The 17,487-nt window shown below is 63.5% G+C and carries 9 protein-coding genes; 3 read left to right on the top strand and 6 right to left on the bottom strand.

Translation table 11 applies throughout. The features are described 5' to 3' along the window. Positions 1 to 130 precede the first annotated feature (130 nt). Positions 131 to 4,270: a helix-turn-helix transcriptional regulator gene (locus BMX97_RS02930; protein ID WP_210187615.1), complete on the top strand. Its 4,140-nt coding sequence runs from the start codon at positions 131 to 133 to the stop codon at positions 4,268 to 4,270. Between the two features lie 61 nt (positions 4,271 to 4,331). Here BMX97_RS02930 and BMX97_RS02925 read toward each other — a convergent pair whose 3' ends face one another. The 6 genes from BMX97_RS02925 to BMX97_RS02900 form a co-directional block, all read right to left on the bottom strand. Beyond that, positions 4,332 to 5,237 carry a carbohydrate ABC transporter permease gene (locus BMX97_RS02925; RefSeq protein ID WP_244538253.1) on the bottom strand — a complete coding sequence of 302 codons (906 nt, stop codon included), beginning with the start codon at positions 5,235 to 5,237 and terminating at the stop codon, positions 4,332 to 4,334. After that, entirely contained in the window at positions 5,234 to 6,103 is an 870-nt protein-coding gene (locus BMX97_RS02920) for a carbohydrate ABC transporter permease (protein WP_091745276.1), read from the bottom strand. The genes BMX97_RS02925 and BMX97_RS02920 overlap by 4 nt, the downstream gene beginning before the upstream one ends. Before the next feature lie 359 nt (positions 6,104 to 6,462). Then, on the bottom strand, positions 6,463 to 7,842 hold the full coding sequence (locus tag BMX97_RS02915; protein WP_091745274.1) for an ABC transporter substrate-binding protein: 1,380 nt from the start codon (positions 7,840 to 7,842) through the stop codon (positions 6,463 to 6,465). A gap of 299 nt (positions 7,843 to 8,141) precedes the next feature. Then, complete coding sequence (locus BMX97_RS34135; protein ID WP_280142782.1) at positions 8,142 to 9,455, bottom strand: GGDEF domain-containing protein; 1,314 nt, start codon at positions 9,453 to 9,455, stop codon at positions 8,142 to 8,144. Positions 9,456 to 9,683: 228 nt separating this feature from the next. Further along, the gene (locus BMX97_RS02905; protein WP_091745272.1) at positions 9,684 to 10,835 is read right to left on the bottom strand and encodes an alpha-hydroxy acid oxidase; all 1,152 of its coding nucleotides are present in this window, start codon (positions 10,833 to 10,835) and stop codon (positions 9,684 to 9,686) included. A gap of 116 nt (positions 10,836 to 10,951) precedes the next feature. Continuing rightward, positions 10,952 to 12,598 carry an L-lactate permease gene (locus BMX97_RS02900; protein ID WP_091745270.1) on the bottom strand — a complete coding sequence of 549 codons (1,647 nt, stop codon included), beginning with the start codon at positions 12,596 to 12,598 and terminating at the stop codon, positions 10,952 to 10,954. A gap of 309 nt (positions 12,599 to 12,907) precedes the next feature. On the opposite strand from BMX97_RS02900, the gene BMX97_RS02895 reads away from it, so the two are divergent. Both BMX97_RS02895 and BMX97_RS02890 read left to right on the top strand, forming a co-directional pair. After that, positions 12,908 to 13,690, top strand: a complete 783-nt coding sequence (locus BMX97_RS02895) for an FCD domain-containing protein (RefSeq protein WP_091745268.1) — start codon at positions 12,908 to 12,910, stop codon at positions 13,688 to 13,690. A gap of 226 nt (positions 13,691 to 13,916) precedes the next feature. Continuing rightward, positions 13,917 to 17,408 (top strand): indolepyruvate ferredoxin oxidoreductase family protein, encoded by a 3,492-nt coding sequence (locus BMX97_RS02890; RefSeq protein ID WP_091745266.1) that lies wholly within the window; start codon positions 13,917 to 13,919, stop codon positions 17,406 to 17,408. Positions 17,409 to 17,487 lie beyond the last annotated feature (79 nt).

Here is a 17,487-nt window from a genome sequence, read left to right as displayed (position 1 = left end):
GACCATTCTCGCACGTCGATGTGAACGGTACTTGGCCAACACGGCTCCGTGACGTCGCTTGCCGAAAAACCAGCTGTTAGGCGTTGCCTAACACCTAACAGTGGCGCTAACCTGCTTTCAGGAGGCGCAAATGACCCAGCAATCGACCCCCACTGATCCACATGACCCGATTCGAGTTTCAGCACCTCACCCCGGTACATATGTGAGGGATACAGCGTTAGCTCCAAAAGGCATTTCCGTAACAGAGACTGCCAAATTGGTAGGCATCAGCCGACCTAGCATGTCACTATTCCTGAATGGGCGAGTTGCTGCAACGCCAGACATGGCGATGAGAATTGAACGCGCCCTCGGCATTCCAGCAGCTAAAATATTGGAATTGCAAGCGATTTATGACGCCGTGCAAAGGAAAGATAATTCTGAAATACATAATGTGAAACAATATGTTCCTGCATTCCTAGAGTTAAAAGCAAAAGATATTGAACAATGGTCAAGTAAAAATATTTCATCGCGCTCAAGGTTTGCGGTATTTCTGAGGATACTTGCAAATTCGACTGGAGCAGCGCTGACAAAATCGGAGTTCCCCGGCAATGACGATGCCGAAACTCCGGGTTGGGACGGATTTACCGAAGCCAGTCAGGGAACCCCATGGGTCCCAGCAGGAAAATCTGGCTGGGAATTCGGAACAAACGCTGTTCCGAAAACAAAAGCAGACTCTGATTTTAAAAAGAGCATATCTGCGCATTCCGCCACAGAGCGCTCTGAGATTACATTCATATTCGTTACCCCTAAGAGATGGCCTGGAAAAAAAAGTTGGGAGGCAGCAGCAAAAGCCAGCAAAAGCTGGAAAGATGTTCGCGTATACGACGCTGTTGATTTGGAACAGTGGGCCGAACAGTCGCTATCTGCTCAAGCTTGGCTTGCCGGCGAAACTAACATGCCAAATACGAATGTGAGGTCCCTGGATCAATGTTGGTCTGATTGGGCCAATGTGACATCTCCTCCCTTATCTAGAAAATTTTTCGAATATATGATTGATAAATATAAAACTGTAGCCTTAAACCATCTCCGAGATAAACCTCGCTCTCCATTAATTGTGTCTGCGGACTCGACCGAAGAAGGCTTAGGTTTTGTCTCCTGTTTGTTTAATGACGAAGCGCTCATCGGATTTCGTGATCAAATAATTGTAATCGATAAGCCGAATATTGTCCCAAGGCTTGCCATGGGCGCACAAACATTTATTGCCATAACAACAAATCGTGATGTCGAAAGGGAATTGGCGTCATTATCCAATTCGATGCATTCCGTAATTATTTCGTCCCGCAACACAGCAAATTCTGAACCACACATAGTTTTACATCCCGCTGATTATGAAAGATTCCAAGCAGGCTTGAATGAAATGAACAAAGAGCGAGACGAAATTGATCGTCTAGCTAATGCATCTGGCCGTTCTCTTACAGTATTAAGGAGACGATTGTCAAACGTACCGGCAGTTCGCACACCCGAATGGGCACGCAATCCAAAAATTGCTCGGCGCTTAATACCGCTTATGTTTGTTGGAAAATGGAGTAGCACAAATCCTGTAGATCGCGAAGGCATGAGCTTACTGGCAGATCGCTCCTACAAAACAATTGAACAAGATTGTCAAGAATTAGGACAACTTGACGATATCCCAATTATATCAATAGGTGAGTTTAGAGGAATTATTTCAAAGATCGACGCCCTCTTCGCTGTTGCACCGTTCGTTACTAGAGATGAACTTGAGAGATATTTTAGTTTAGCGGAAATGGTCCTATGCGAAGACGACCCATCATTAGATTTGGCGGATAAAGATCGTATCTACGCCAATATTCATGGTAAAACCCGAGAATTCACAGGTAGCTTCAGAAATGGCGTAAGCGAAACACTTGTGCTTCTTGCAGTCTACGGAAACGATCTATTCCTCAATCGCTTGGGTTTCAATGCAGAATTTCATGCCGCAAACTTAGTGAAGAAAATTCTACCAGTGCCCTTGATACTAAGAAATATAGAGGCGAACGATCAAGACTTGCCAGTTTACGCCGAAGCGGCGCCAAGTGTGTTCCTAGATATAATTGAGGACGATCTTCAGCAACCTGCCCCAGCTATCCTAGGTCTCTTACGCCCTATCGATAGCAGGTTGTTTGGTTGGCTCTCCAGCCGCACAGGATTACTTTGGGCTTTAGAGGATCTCGCATGGAATCCAAAAACATTTTTTCGATCCATAATTATTTTGGCAAGGCTGTCAGAAGTTGAAATCAACGATAATTTGTCAAATAAACCGATTAACTCATTACATTCAATTTTCCGATCATGGATGCCGCAAACAGCAGCCAATCATGAACAGCGACTCGCAGCGATAAAGTATTTGTTGGATAAATTTCCCCAAATCGGCTGGCAATTGTGTGTTAAACAATTTGGAGAAAACCAAGAGATAGGTCATTATAATCACAAACCCCGCTGGCGTACCGATGGATATGGCTTTGGCGAGCCGTTTAAAACCTGGGATCCAATTCTGTCTTTCCGGCGCGAAATGGTCGAGCTCGCATTTACATTTGAACCTCATAGTTTTGATACTTTATCTGATATTGTCGGTAGACTTGAGTCATTAGGAGAAGAATATCAAATAGATTTTTGGGAAATAGTCTCAAAGTGGGCACGGAATGCTGCCGACGCTGACAAAGCCTCACTTCGTGAAAAGATTCGTACCAGTACAATGTCACGCAGAGCAGTCAAAGCAAAAAAACCTACCGCTAGCGCGCCCTTAAGAGAAGCAGCCTCGAGAGCGTATGAAGCTTTGGAGCCCTCGGATTTATTAAATCGTCACGCTTGGTTGTTCCATAAATCTTGGGTTGAAGAGTCATGCGACGAAGTGCTCGCAGATGACATGGATTTTGAGAGCAGGCAAAGGCGTATAGATGCTCTTCGTATAACTGCATTGAAAGAAATTTATGCCGATAGAGGAGTGGCAGGTATCATCCAGGCTGCCGGCAATGGGGGAGCGGCTTGGCAGATCGGATGTCTATGCTCAAGCTCAGCTCTCACATTTGATGAATTGATTGAATTCCTTCAATTTTTATGGACAACTAAGAAGGAAAATATGACTCATTCCTTTGTTTTGCAGCAATTATTTTCAGGAGCGTTGCATATCCTCGATGATACTACAAGAGAAATAGCGATATCTCAAATATACCAAAAATACGAAGACGAAGAAAGGAGCCGTATACTTATCCATGCTCCGTTTCGCCGTAGTACATGGGTGCTTGTAGAAAAACTGACAACAGAAGCGCAGCGAATTTACTGGAGCGAGGTTGCTCCGGACTGGGGACAAAGATCCGACGATGAAACACGCGACGCCATGCGCAAGTTGCATCAATCGGGCCGGCCGCGCGCCGCTTTCGCTTGCGCGCGCTTTCATCTAGAAAATACCGATGCACGTCTGCTAGCAGGCATATTGCATTCTATGATTGATGATAGCGATGAAAAGGTGGATCATCATCAGATCGATCAATATCATATCGTTGAAGCATTGAAATTCATATCGCGTAGCAATGATATTTCTTTTGAAGAAAAGGTTTCTCTTGAATTTTCTTACCTGTCTCTGCTTTCGAACTATTCTGAACGTGGTAAAAATAATTATATCTCAAATTTAGAAATATACATCCAAAAAAATCCGGAATTTTTTGTCCAAGCAGTTGTATGTGCCTATCGACGCAATGATGATAATCTTGATCCACCCGAATTCATCATTCAACAAAAACATATAAAACGTATGTCCGAGCAAGCATATAAGCTTCTTGACAGCCTCACGCGTATTCCCGGATATAACGAGCAAGGAAATCTTACGACGTCAGAACTCATACATTGGGTCCAGACAGTTCGAAGTGCGTGCTCAGAACTGGCTAGATCCGAGATTGGCGATCAAATGATTGGGCAACTTCTGTCATATGCACCAGTGGGTGCTGACGGTACATGGCCTTGCGAGGAAGTTAGAGAAGTACTCGAACATATACGCTCTGATCATATAATGACAGGTGCTCGCATAGGGCGCTACAATGCGCGAGGCGCGGTATGGCGGGGCCCAGACGGCTCAGAAGAAAGAAAATTAGCTTCTATGTACGATCAATGGGCAGACGCTATACAATACACGCATCCATATGTCTCGTCGAAGCTTTTAACAGGAATGGCTAGTAGCTACGAGCAAGATGCGCGGCGCGAAGATACAGAAGGAGAAATTCGTCGCCGCTTACGCTGAATTTTTCGCAAGACCGGCCCCGACATTTTGTCGGTGGCCGGTAGAGACATCATACTAGATGTCAGCTCTTCACCGCCCCCGCCGTCAACCCACCCACCATATACCGCTTGAACACGTAATAGATCGCGGCCGGCGGCATGGCGTAGATCAACCCGGTGGTCATCAGCAGTTCCCACGGCGAGTCATCCGCCGCCAGGAAGCTGCCCAAGGCCACCGGCAGGGTCACGTCGGTGTCGCGGGAGAGGAGCAGGAAGGCGAACAGGTACTCGTTCCAGGCGAGCAGCAGCGCGTAGACGCCGATCGCGACCAGCGACGGGACCATCAGCGGCAGGTAGACGAAGCGGAAGAGCTGGGGCGGCGAGGCGCCGTCCATGATCGCGGCTTCGTCCAGTTCCACCGGCAGCTTGTCGGAGGCCTGCTTCAGCACCCAGATCGCGTAGGGGCTGGCGATCGTCACCATCGCGAGGATGAGCGCCCACTTGCTGTTCAGCAGCCCGTAGGCGCCCATCGTCTTGTACATCGGCACGGCCAGGAACGCGGCCGGGATGAAGTAGGTGAACAGCGCCATGTTCATCACGGTCCGGCCGCCCTTCACCTTCAGGCGGCTGATCGCGAAGGCCGCCGCGGTGGCGACGACCAGCGTCAGCACGCCGGTCGCGAAGGCGATGACCGCCGAGTTCCAGAATTGCTGCCAGAAGTTCGACAGGAAGTAGTGCTGCTGCCCGAAGACGATCCGAAAATTCTGGAGCGTCGGGTGGGCCGGAAACAGCGCCCCCGACATCGCGTCCTGCTTGGGCGAGATCGCGAACAGGACGAGGTGGTAGATCGGGATCACGGTCCAGAGCAGGACCGGGATGCCGATGAGGAGGAGCTTCGCCTCCGTGCCGGCCGCGCGCAGCCAGTTGGTGCGGGCGGCGGAGCGCTCCTCGGCAGACGGAGCGGCGCGGGCTGTCAGGGTCGTGCTCATTTCGAGAGCCTCTTCATCAGCACGTAGACCAGCGGCAGCACGAAGGGCATCGCGCAGACCACCGCCGCCATCGAGGCGTCGACCTGATCGAGGCGCAGATACCGGATGCCGAGGGTCGCGAGCACGTGGGTCAGGTCGGCGGGGCCGCCGCCGGTGAGCAGGTAGACCGAGTTGAAGTCGCCCAGCGTCCAGATCATCGACAGGATGGTGCAGGTCACGTAGAGCGTCCGCATCGACGGCCAGGTGACGTGCAAAAACTTCTGCCACTTGGTGGCGCCGTCGACGGAGGCCGCCTCGTAGAGGTCGGCCGAGATGGCGAGCCGGCCGGCGAGCAGGATCAGCGTCCAGAACGGCAGCGACTTCCAGATATGGACGCCGATGGCGAGCGTCAGCGCGAGGCTCGGGTCGTTGAGCCAGTTCGGGCCGTCGTCGCCGGTCAGCCGGAAGATCATCGAGTTCACGATGCCCCATTCGGGGTTCAGCATGAACCGCACCGACAGGATGGTGGGGATCGACGGCACCGCCCAGGGCAGGATGAACAGCACCGACAGCCAGCGGATCCACTTCCGCTCGTTGGTGAAGAAGCCCGACAGCACGAGCGCGATCGCCATCTTCACGTTGATGCCGACGATGAGGAACACCAGCGTGTTGACGACGGCGCGGGCGAAGATCGGGTCTTCGGCCAGATGCACGTAGCTCGCGGGGCTGCGCGCCAGCCACAGGCCGTAGCCGATCGGGTAGATGACGAAGAAGATGAAGATCAGCAGGTAGGGCGCGATCAGGATCAGCCCCCAGGCCTGCCACGAGGTCAGGCGGAAGGGCTGGGCCGCGGCGACCGGCGCTGCCTCAGCGACCGTTGCGGACATGGTCGGTCTCCTTGGTGAGGCCGTGAGGCGGGGGATGGGAAAACCGAGAGCGGGCCCCGAGCGCCACGCGATCGGACCCCGCTCGGGATGGTGTGGGTTGAGGCACGGGTGCCTCCCCTGTTGTTCCGCGGGGCTGGGCGGGACTGTCCTTCAACGAAAGAGGCGCGGGATCCCCTCTCCCGTGTGGGAGAGGGGTAGGGGTGAGGGTGACACGCTTCAGTGTGAAGCTCAGACCGTTGTGCTGGCCGCTCAACGCTTAGTGCTGAACTCAGAACCGTAGCACCCTCACCCCCAACCCCTCTCCCACACGGGAGAGGGGAGTACCTGCGCCTTTCCTTGCCCCGAACAGCCCTTTCTGTTTACTGCCCGGCGATCTGCTTGATGCGGGCCAGCATCTCGTCGGCGGCCTTCTCGACCGGGACCTTCTCGCTCACCACGCGGTTCATCGCCTTGGCGAAGACGTTCTCGTTGTTGACCAGCGTGAACTTGTAGTTCTTCACGTAGTCGAACGGCTCGGTGCCGGACTTGAACTGGTTGTAGACCGCCTTGCGGTGCTTGTCGGCCTGCCAGAACGGGCTCTCGATCGAGTCCTTGGTGACCGGGAACCAGCGGCCGATCGCGCCCTCGACGTAGGGACGGAGGTTGTCCTCCTCCATGATGAACTTCACGAATTCCTTGGCCGCCGCCTTGTTCTTGGCGCCCGAGAAGACCACGCCCTGCTTGACGTCGGCGCGGTAGGTCATCGGCTTGCCGTCCGGCCGGGCCGGGAACGGCGCGGTGATGATGGTCTCCTCGTAGGCCTTCTTCGAGGCCTCGCGCTGCTCGGGCGTGTTGTTCGGGTTGACGCTGTCCTCGTACCACTTCGCGGCGATCGAGATGGTGAAGTTGTGCGTCATCACCGTGGTGCGGTTGTGGAACGCGACGTTGTTGTCGGGGTCCTTCCAGGTCGTGGCGGACGGCGGCACGCAGCCCTTGATGTAGGGGTCGGTGTAGTCCTTCAGCGCCTTGACCACGCCCTCGCGGGTCTTGGGGTCGTCGACGGTCAGCTTGCCGTCGGCGTCGACGAGCTTGGCGTCGTAGGCGTCCATGAAGGCGTAGAAGGACTGGAAGCTGTCGGTCGATTCCACCCCCATCGGCGCGCCGATGCCGTAGGTGCGGGTGCCCGAGGCCTTGCGGTAGCCGGGCTGGACCTTGTCGCACCAGAACGCCCAGTAGTCGGACCATTTCTGCGGGATGTCGGCCTGCTTGAAGCCGGCCTTCTCCAACATGTCGCCCCAGATCTCGGTGTGGAGCGTCTGGCGCTTGAGCGGGAAGCCGTAATAGGCCTTCTTGCCGGTCTGGCCGTTCATGAGCAGCACGTGCTCGACGGTCTGGGGCGCGAAGCGCGGCATCATCGGCTGGAGGATGTCGGTGAGGTCCTCGAGCTTGCCCTCGAAGGCCCATTTGCCGGCGGCCTGGTTGTTGTAGGTGTCGGAATAGCCGACATCCGGCGGCGAGCCGGAATCGAGCGCCGCCACGGTCTTGGGGATCATGTCCTGGATCGCGTATTGCGACAGCTCGACCTTGATCCCGGTCTTCTGCTCGAACTTCTTGATCGTCGCCCAGAGCGACTCGTCCTCGGACCGATAGAAGCCCTTGCTGAACCAGACGGTGAGCGTCTTGTTGTCCTGCGCCACGGCCGGCAGCGCTGCCATAACGAGGGCGCCCAGCGACAACGCTCCCGCGATCACTCGCTTCATCGATCGATTCCTCCCAACGCCGCCCCGTTGGTCGGGAGGCTTATGCCGCATATCAGCACGCCCGGCGGGCCGAGGCAATTCGGCGAAAGTCAATCGACGGTCCGGATCAAGCGAAATTATATGGCGCGCGACGGCGCATGACGCGCAGGATTATTCCATCGGTCGACACATTCCGCACGCAACGGCGCGGCCGCGCCCCGCCGCAATACACGGCGTTCCTGCATCGACGCGCCCCGGGCCCGACGCGATACGCTGGCGCTAACAAAAGACCGACGACGCCGGACGCGGCCGACCGGGCTTCACGACGCCGGTGCGGACAGGGCCGGCGGCCCCGCCGCCACCCGGAACCGCGCCCTCCCCTCGGCCTTGGCGGCGTAGAGCGCCGCGTCCGCCGCCGCGTAGAGCTCGGCGGAGGAGCGGCCGTCGGCGCGGGCGATGCCGATCGAGGCGCCGATGCTGAAGGTCCGGCCGGCCCAGGCCACCGGCTGCCCGAGCGCGGCGACGAGGCGGGCGGCGACCTCCTCGGCGATGCCGGGCGCGGTCGTGGCGAGGAGGACCGCGAACTCGTCGCCGCCGATCCGGGCGACGAGGTCGCCGTCGCGGCACGACCCGCGCAGGCGGCCCGCGACCTCGACGAGGCAGGCATCCCCGGCCGGATGGCCCAGCGTGTCGTTGACCGGCTTGAAGCCGTCGAGGTCGATCAGCAGCAGGGCGCCGAAGGGGGAGCGCCCCGGAGTTTCGTCGAGGGCGGCGAGGCGGGCCTGGAACGTCGCCCGGTTGGCGAGGCCCGTCATGGCGTCGAACTCGGCGAGGTAGCGGGTCCGGTCGGCGAGGAGCTTCTCTTCCGTGATGTCCTGCTTCATCCCGAAGATCCGCACCGGGTCGGCGCCCTCGCACTCGACCACCGCGTTGATGCGGATCCAGCGGCGGCGGCCCTGGCCGGTGACGATCTCGGCGTCGAGGGTGAAGCCGCCGCGCTCGGCGATGGCCCGCCCGCGGGCCTCGGCGAGCGCGGCCCGGGAGTCCGGCGCGTAGCAGGCGACGATCCGGTCGCGGTCGAGGGGCGCGTCGCGCGGCAGGTCGAACATCGCGTAGACCTGATCGGTCCAGGTCAGGGTCTCGTCCGGCAGGGCGCATTCCCACACGCCGATCCGCGCGGCGGTCGCAGCGCGGTCGAAGATCTTGCGGCTGTGGGCGAGCGCCCGCCCCTGGGCGGCCAGGGCCTGCGCCAGGCCCTCCCCCGCCCGGGCGAGGCGGCCGAGGCTCTCGGCGGCGGCGGCGAAATCGGCCAGCCGCCGCTCCTGCGCCCGCGTCAGGCGGCGGGGCCGGGAATCGAGCAGGGCGAGGAGGCCCGGTCCGGGCTCGAGCGCGTGGGTCGCGACGAAGCGCCAGCCCGGCGCGCCGGCGACCGCCGGGTGAGCGCGCCAGCGCGGGGCGGCGAGGTCGGGGACGACGCGCAGGCCCTCGCCGGAGACTGCCCGGCACAGGGCGGCCGCCGCGGCGTCGGGCGTCGCGCCGCCGCTCGCCCAGGCGGGCGCCCCGCCCTCGTGGGCGAGCAGCAGGACGGCACGCACGGCGAAGGCCTCGCGGACGCGATCGAGGAACGCGACCACGGTGTCCGCCCCTTGTGCGAGGGACGAACGAAGGTCGGTTGCGTCGTACAACCCGTTGCTCGCGTGCATTGCAGGCGGATGTCACATGCCGAACAGTCTGACCGAACGTAATGGCCATGACTTAAGACATGATTGATCGGCCGGAATTCGCCGGTCAAGCTCCGTTCGTCGAGGGACCGGCGGCGAACATGGTCGCCGCCGCCGCGAAACCGTCGGCGGCGGCCTGCCTCAGCCGCGGGTGAAGCGCAGGCTGTCGCGGGTGAGCTGGTCGATCGCGGTGCAGCCCATCAGCTTCATGTCGCGCTCGATCTCGATCCGCATCAGCTCCAGCGCCCGCTCGACGCCGGGCTGGCCCGCGGCCGCGAGCGGGAAGAGGTAGTAGCGGCCCAAGCCCACCGCCTTGGCGCCGAGCGCCAGGGCCTTGAGCACGTGGGTGCCGCGCTGCACCCCGCCATCCATGATCACGTCGATCCTGTCGCCGACGGCGTCGACGATCTCGGCGAGCTGGTCGAAGGCGCTGCGCGAGCCGTCGAGCTGGCGCCCGCCGTGGTTCGACAGCACGATGCCGGTGCAGCCGATCGCCACCGCCCGCTTGGCGTCCTCCACCGACATCACGCCCTTGAGGCAGAACTGGCCGCCCCAGTCGCGCACCATCTCGGCCACGTCGTCCCAGGTCATGCTCGGATCGAGCATCTCGGTGAAGTAGCGGCTGATCGAGAGGGCGCCGCCATCCATGGCGATGTGGTTCTCGAGCTGCGGCAGCCGGAAGCGCTCGTGGGTGACGTAGTTGATCCCCCAGGCCGGCTTCATCGCGAACTGCGCCATGCCGCCGAGGGTGAGCCGGAACGGAATCGCGAAGCCGGTGCGCTTGTCGCGCTCGCGGTTGCCGCCGGTGATGCTATCGACAGTCAGCATCATCACCTCGATGCCGGCCTGCTTGGCGCGGGCCATCATCTCGCGGTTCAGGCCGCGGTCCTTGTGGAAGTAGAACTGGTAGACCTGGGGACCGCTGCTGATCCGGCGCGCCTCCTCGAGGCTGACGGTGCCGAGCGAGGAGACCCCGAACATCGTGCCGAACTTGCCGGCCGCCGCCGCCACGGCGCGCTCGCCCTGGTGGTGGAACAGCCGCTGCAGGGCGGTGGGCGAGCAGTAGACCGGCATGGCGAGGCGCTGGCCCATCACCGTCACCGACATGTCGACGTCGGTGACGCCGCGCAGGACGTTGGGAACGAGGTCGCAGGCCTCGAAGGAGGCGGTGTTGCGCCGGTAGGTGACCTCGTCGTCGGCGCCGCCGTCGATGTAGTTGAAGATCGGGCCGGGCAGGCGGCGTTTCGCCATGCGGCGGAAGTCGTGGAAGCTGTGGCAGTCGCTCAGGCGCATCGGGGCTCTCGCATCAAGGCTGTCCCGGGGGCGATCCCCCGGGCGCGGGGAACCGCGCGGCCAGGCAGAGGGAAGGACGGGGGCCGGGGGTCGCAGCCCCCGGCCCGGTTGGAGGATCAGTGCGCCGGCACGAGCGCGGTGAAGGGCGGCACGTAGGCCTGGAGCATCACGAGGCAGCCGACGAGGCAGGCGAGCGCGACCGAGTGGAAGAACACGTAGCGCAGGATCTTGGCCTCGCCGCCGTACCATTGCGTGGCCGTGGAGGCGACGACGATCGACTGGGCGTCGATCATCTTGCCCATCACGCCGCCCGAGGAGTTGGAGGCGGCCATCAGGGTCGGCGAGAGGCCGAGCTGCTCGGCGGTGATCTTCTGCAGGCCGCCGAACAGCACGTTCGAGGCGGTGTCCGATCCGGTCAGGGCCACGCCGAGCCAGCCCAGCATCGCGCCGAAGAACGGGTAGATCCAGCCGGTCTGCGCGAAGGCGAGGCCGAGCGTCGCGTCGGTGCCCGAATACTTGGTGACGTAGCCGAGCGCCAGCATCGCGGCGATGGTCAGGAGGGAGTAGCGCACGAGATAGGTGGTGCGGCCGTATTCCCGCAGGAGCCGCAGCGGGGAGAAGCCGAGGATCAGCCCGCCGACGAGGCCCGCGAGCAGGATGCCGGTTCCGGTCGCCGAGAGCAGGTTGAGGGTGTAGACCGCGGCCTCCATGGTGGGCTTGGCGACGACCGGCGGCATCTTCACCACCAGGTTGTGCAGGGCGGGCACCGGCAGCTTCCAGACCCAGAGCGAGTCGAGCCAGGCGCGGAATTGCGGCGTGCCCCAGGCGAAGACGAACACCGACAGGATCATCCAGGGCGTCCAGGCGCGCAGGACCGCCCGGGTGGTGTGGGTCTTCGGCTCCGCGACCGGCGCCTGCGCGCCGTCGTCCCCGGTCGAGGTCCAGATCTTGGCCGGGCGCCAGACCCGCAGGAAGCCCGCGAGCGCCGCCATCGAGCAGAGCGCGGCCACCACGTCGACGAGCCAGGGGCCGTGGAAGTTCGAGACCAGGTATTGCGGCACCGCGAAGGACAGGCCGGCGACGAGGAGCGCGGGCCAGACCTCCCACATGCCCTTGCGGCCGGCAAAGGCCCAGATCAGCCAGAACGGCACCAGGACCGAGAAGAACGGCAGCTGGTGGCCGATCATCGCCGAGAGCGCGATGAGGTCGAGCCCGGTCACCGCCGAGAGCGCGATGACGGGGGCGCCGAGCGCCCCGTAGGCGACCGGCGCGGTGTTGGCGATGAGCGAGAGGCCCGCGGAGGCGAGCGGCGAGAAGCCCAGGCCCATCAGCATCGCGGCGGTGACCGCCACCGGCGTGCCGAAGCCCGCCGCACCCTCGAAGAAGGCGCCGAACGAGAAGGCGATGAACAGGAGCTGGAGCCGCCGGTCCGGGGTGATGCCGGCGATCGAGTCGCGCAGGACGTCGAACTGCCCGGTCTTCTCGGTGAGCCGGTAGAGGAAGATGACGTTGAGGATGATCCAGCCGATCGGCAGGAGGCCGAAGGCGGCGCCGTAGACCGCGGTGGCGCCGGCCATCGGGGCCGGCATGCCGAAGCCGAGCACCGCAACCGCCAGGGCGACGGCGAGGCCGGCGAGCGCCGCGACGTGGGCCTTGAGGTGCAGGAGGCCGATGCCGCCCAGCAGCACGACGATCGGCAGGGCGGCGAGCGCCGTCGACCAGACGCTGTTCGACAATGGATCGTAGACTTGATTCCAGCTCACCTTGTGGATCCTCCCTTCTCGACTTCCTCGCCCTCTCGGACCGTCTCGCCCGTTGCGGGCGCGTGCGGGTCCTTCGGACCTCTCTTGCGGATGCGGCTGCCTTCGATCCGCGCGGCCGCCATCGCCGTCCCGCACCGGGTGCGGGGGCGTGAGCGGGCGCGCCGGCCGACGGGACCGCGCGACCTCGATGACCGACTTGAACCAGAGGTAGGGTAACGGTAAAATGATTTTACCAAACCGGTCAATTGGAAATCGCAATTTCCCGCATTATAGTGCCGGTCAGGGTGACGGTGGCCGGCGGAGCGCGGGATGGAGCAGGACCCGATCAAGGGCGCGAGCGTGGCCGAGGGGACGGCCCGCCACCTCAAGGACCTGATCCTCGAAGGCTCGCTCAGCCCCGGCGACCTGCTGCTCCCCGAGCGCGACCTGGCGCTGCGCCTGAACGTGTCGCGCCCCACCCTGCGCCAGGGGATGAAGATCCTGGAGGAGGAGGGCCTGCTGGTCGCCTCGGGCGGTGGGCGCGCGGTGGCGCCCCTCGGCCGGGAGATCACCGATCCGCTGATCGCGCTCATCGCCTCCCACGCCGAGGTGGTGGACGACTACCTGGAGTTCCGGGCGACGACGGAGCGGATGGCGGCCCGGCTCGCCGCCGCCCGGGCCAACGCGGTCGACCGCGACCGGCTCACCGCCTGCATGGCGCGGATCGACCGCGCCCACGAGGAGGGGGTGCACCGGGAGGAGGCCGAGGCCGACGTGGACCTCCACGTCGCGGTCTACGAGGCGAGCCACAACCTCGTGGTGCTGCACACGATGCGGGCCCTGTCGGGGATGCTGCGCCAGGGCGTGATCGAGAACCGCGAGAAGCTGTTTGCCCGCCCGGAGACCCGCGACCGTCTGCGCGCCCAGCACCGGGCGATCTACGAGAGCGTGATGGCCGGCGACATCGAGACCGCCGGCGAGGCCGCCGAGGCGCATATCCACTACACCCACCAGGCCCTCACCGAGATCAAGGCCGCGGAGGCCCGGCTCCAGGTCTCGCTGCGCCGGCTCAACGGCGGCAGCGTCTCGGTGCGGCGCAAGGGCGAGCGGTAGAGCCCTTCTCCGACGCCGCGGGCGCCGCCTCCTCGCGGGCGGTCCGGTGAGCGCCACGGGGAAGGCGCACCGGCCCTCGGGCGGCGCGAGCGGATGTCGCCCGCCTGGAATGCCTCCAGGCCGCGTTGACGGGGCCGGCCGCGAATGTCAGCCTTGCTGCCATATTTGCGTGGTCCCGAGAGGCCGGAGGAACCGGCCCCCACCGCGCCAGGAGGAGGAACACGCGATGGGTTCGCCCGCGACCACCCCGTCCCTTCGGTCGGTCAGCCTCGACGACAAGTACGACCTCTCCCGCGATCGGGTCTTCGTCACCGGCACCCAGGCCGTGATCCGGATGCTGCTGATGCAGCAGGCCCGCGACCGGGCGGCGGGGCTCAACACCGCGGGCTTCGTGTCGGGCTATCGCGGCTCGCCGATCGGCGGGCTCGACCAGAACCTGGTGCGGGCCAAGAAAGTGCTCGACCAGGCCGGCATCGTCTTCCAGCCCGGCCTCAACGAGGAGCTGGCTGCCACCGCCCTGTGGGGCGCCCAGCAGGCCGAGATGCGCGGCGAGGGCCGCTACGACGGCGTCTTTGGCCTCTGGTACGGCAAGGGCCCGGGCGTCGACCGCTCCGGCGACGTGTTTCGCCACGCCAACATGGCCGGCACCTCCCGCCACGGCGGCGTGCTGGCGCTGATGGGCGACGACCACACGGCGGAATCCTCCACCGTCGCGCACCAGTCGGAGTTCCACTTCGTCGACGTGATGAGCCCGATCCTGAACCCGGCCGGCGTGCAGGAGATCCTGGATTACGGGCTCTACGGCTACGCGATGAGCCGCTATTGCGGCACCTGGGTCGCCTTCAAGTGCATCAAGGAGAACATCGAATCGACCGCGAGCGTCGATGCGCGCCTCGACCGGGTGAAGATTATCTTGCCCGACGACTTCCTGATGCCGCCGGGCGGGCTCAACATCCGCACCCCGGACGGCATCCTGGAGCAGGAGGCCCGCCTCCAGGACTTCAAGCGCGACGCGATGCTGGCCTTCGTGCGCGCCAACAATCTCAACCGGATCGTGCTGTCGGGCGGGCGCCAGCCGAAGATCGGCATCATCACGGTCGGCAAGTCCTATCTCGACGTGCGCCAGGCGCTGGACGATCTCGGCCTCGACGAGGTCAAGGCCAACGACATGGGGGTGCGCCTCTACAAGGTCGCCTGCCCCTGGCCGCTGTCGCGGCGCGAACTGGCGGAGTTCGCGGACGGCCTCGACCTCGTGATGGTGGTCGAGGAGAAGCGCTCCTTGATCGAGGTGCAGCTGCGCGAGGAGCTGTACGGGTCGCGCCACCAGCCCGTCTGCATCGGCAAGCGCGACGAGGAGGGCCACTGGCTCTTCCCGGTGAAGGGCGCGCTCGATCCCAACGACATCGCGGTGGCGCTTGGTGAGAGGCTGCTGCGCTACCACCGCAACGACGACCTCGCCGGCCGCGTCGCGCGGCTCAAAGGGGCGCAGGAGCGGCTGGCCCAGACCGCCGACATCGCCGCCCGGGTCCCACATTTCTGCGCCGGCTGCCCGCACAATTCCTCGACCAAGGTGCCCGACGGCATGCGGGCCTATGCGGGCATCGGCTGCCACTACATGGCGCAGTGGATGGACCGCGAGACCGACGGCTTCACCCAGATGGGCGGCGAGGGCGCGAACTGGATCGGCGAGAACGCCTTTTCCAAGCGCGGCCACGTCTTCCAGAATCTCGGCGACGGCACCTACAACCATTCGGGCTCTCTGGCCCTGCGATGGGCCGTCGATACCGGCACGACGATCACCTACAAGATCCTGTTCAACGACGCCGTGGCGATGACCGGCGGCCAGCCGCACGAGGGCGGGCTCACCGTCGACCGCATCGCCGCGCAGGTGCGGGCGGAGGGCGTCGAGCGCATCGCGCTCGTCACCGACGAGCCGGACAAGTACCCCTCGACGGTGAGCTGGCCGCACGGGTTGACGATCCACCACCGCGACGAGTTGGACGCGGTCCAGCGGGAACTGGCCACCGTGCCGGGCGTCTCGGTGATGATCTACGACCAGACCTGCGCCTCGGAGAAGCGCCGCCGGCGCAAGCGCAACGCCTATCCCGACCCGGACAAGCGGGTGATCATCAACGAACTCGTCTGCGAGGGCTGCGGCGACTGCTCGGTGCAGTCGAACTGCGTCGCGGTGCAGCCGGTCGAGACCGAATTCGGCCGCAAGCGCCGCATCGACCAGTCGAGCTGCAACAAGGACTTTTCCTGCGTGAAGGGCTTTTGCCCGTCCTTCGTGACGGTGCACGGCGCCAAGCCCCGCAGCAAGCCGGCCGGTGTCCCGGTCGCGACCGACGCGGCGCCGGATGCGGGGATCCCCGAGCCGGCGATTCCTGCGATCGACGGCACCTACAACCTGATCGTCACCGGCGTCGGCGGCACCGGCGTGGTGACGGTGGGGGCGATCCTCGGCATGGCGGCGCATCTCGAGGGCAAGGGCCTCGGCATGATCGACATGGCCGGCCTCGCCCAGAAGGGCGGCGCGGTGTTCAGCCACGTGCGGCTGGCCAACCACCAGAAGGACATCCACGCGATCCGGGTCGGGGCGGGCGCGGCCGACCTCGTGCTCGGCTGCGACCTCGTGGTCAGCAGCAACCGCAAGGTGCTGTCGGCGATCGCGAAGGGCCGCACCCACCTCGTCGTCAACACCGCCGAGGTGATGCCGGGCGAGTTCACCCGCCGGCCCGATTTTTCCCTGCCGGCCGAGCGGATCAAGCGGGCGATCCGCGAGGCCGCCGGCGCGGAGCACGCCGACTTCACCGACGCGACGAGCCTCGCGGTCTCGCTGCTCGGCAATGCGCTCGCCGCCAACATGTTCATGCTGGGCTTCGCCTGGCAGCGCGGGCGCGTGCCGCTGTCGCGGGACGCACTCCTGAAGGCGATCGAGCTCAACCGCGAGGCGGTGGCGATGAACCGCGCCGCCTTCGCCTGGGGCCGGCGCGCGGCGGCCTCGCCCGAGACCATGCGGGCGGTCGAGGCCCCGGCCCCGGACCTGGCGCCGGACCTCGACGGGGTGATCGCCAAGCGCGTCGCCTTCCTCACCGCCTATCAGGACGCGGCTTACGCCGATCGTTACGCCAAGGCTGTTTCCGCCGTGCGGGCGCGGGAAGCCGCGATCGTGCCCGGCCAATCGGCCCTGACCGACGCCGCCGCCCGCTCGCTCTTTCGGCTGATGGCCTACAAGGACGAGTACGAGGTCGCGCGACTCTACACCGACGGCAGCTTCCAGGCTCAGGTCCAGCGCACCTTCGAGGGCGAGAACCTGCGCTACGAGTTCCACCTCGCGCCCCCGCTCCTCGCCCGCCGCAACCCCGCCACCGGCCGGCCGCGCAAGATGACCTTCGGACCCTGGATGATGACGGCGTTCGGGATGCTGGCCCGGATGAAGCGCCTGCGCGGCACCGCCTTCGACCCATTCGGCTACACCCGGGAGCGGCGCGAGGAGCGGCGGCTGGCCCAGGACTTCGAGGCACTGCTCACGGAAATCGCCCGAGACCTCACGCCCGCCAACCACGCCGCGGCGGTAGGCCTCGCCGGTCTGCCCCAGCGCATCCGCGGCTACGGGCCGGTGAAGGCGAAGAACCTGGAGGCGGTGCGGGGCGAGGAGGCGGCGCTGCTGGCGCGGTTCCGCACCGACGACGCCCCGCTCGCGACGGCGGCGGAGTAAGCGCCTGCCTCCTCTCCCCGCGGGCGGGGAGAGGGCCGTGTCGCCGTTCAGGCGGTACGGCAAGCGAAGGCGCAGCCGG

Origin of the sequence: Methylobacterium sp. ap11, assembly GCF_900110515.1 — a bacterium.
Taxonomy (GTDB): Bacteria; Pseudomonadota; Alphaproteobacteria; order Rhizobiales; family Beijerinckiaceae; genus Methylobacterium; species Methylobacterium ajmalii.
This window is presented reverse-complemented; position numbering and strand designations above follow the sequence as displayed.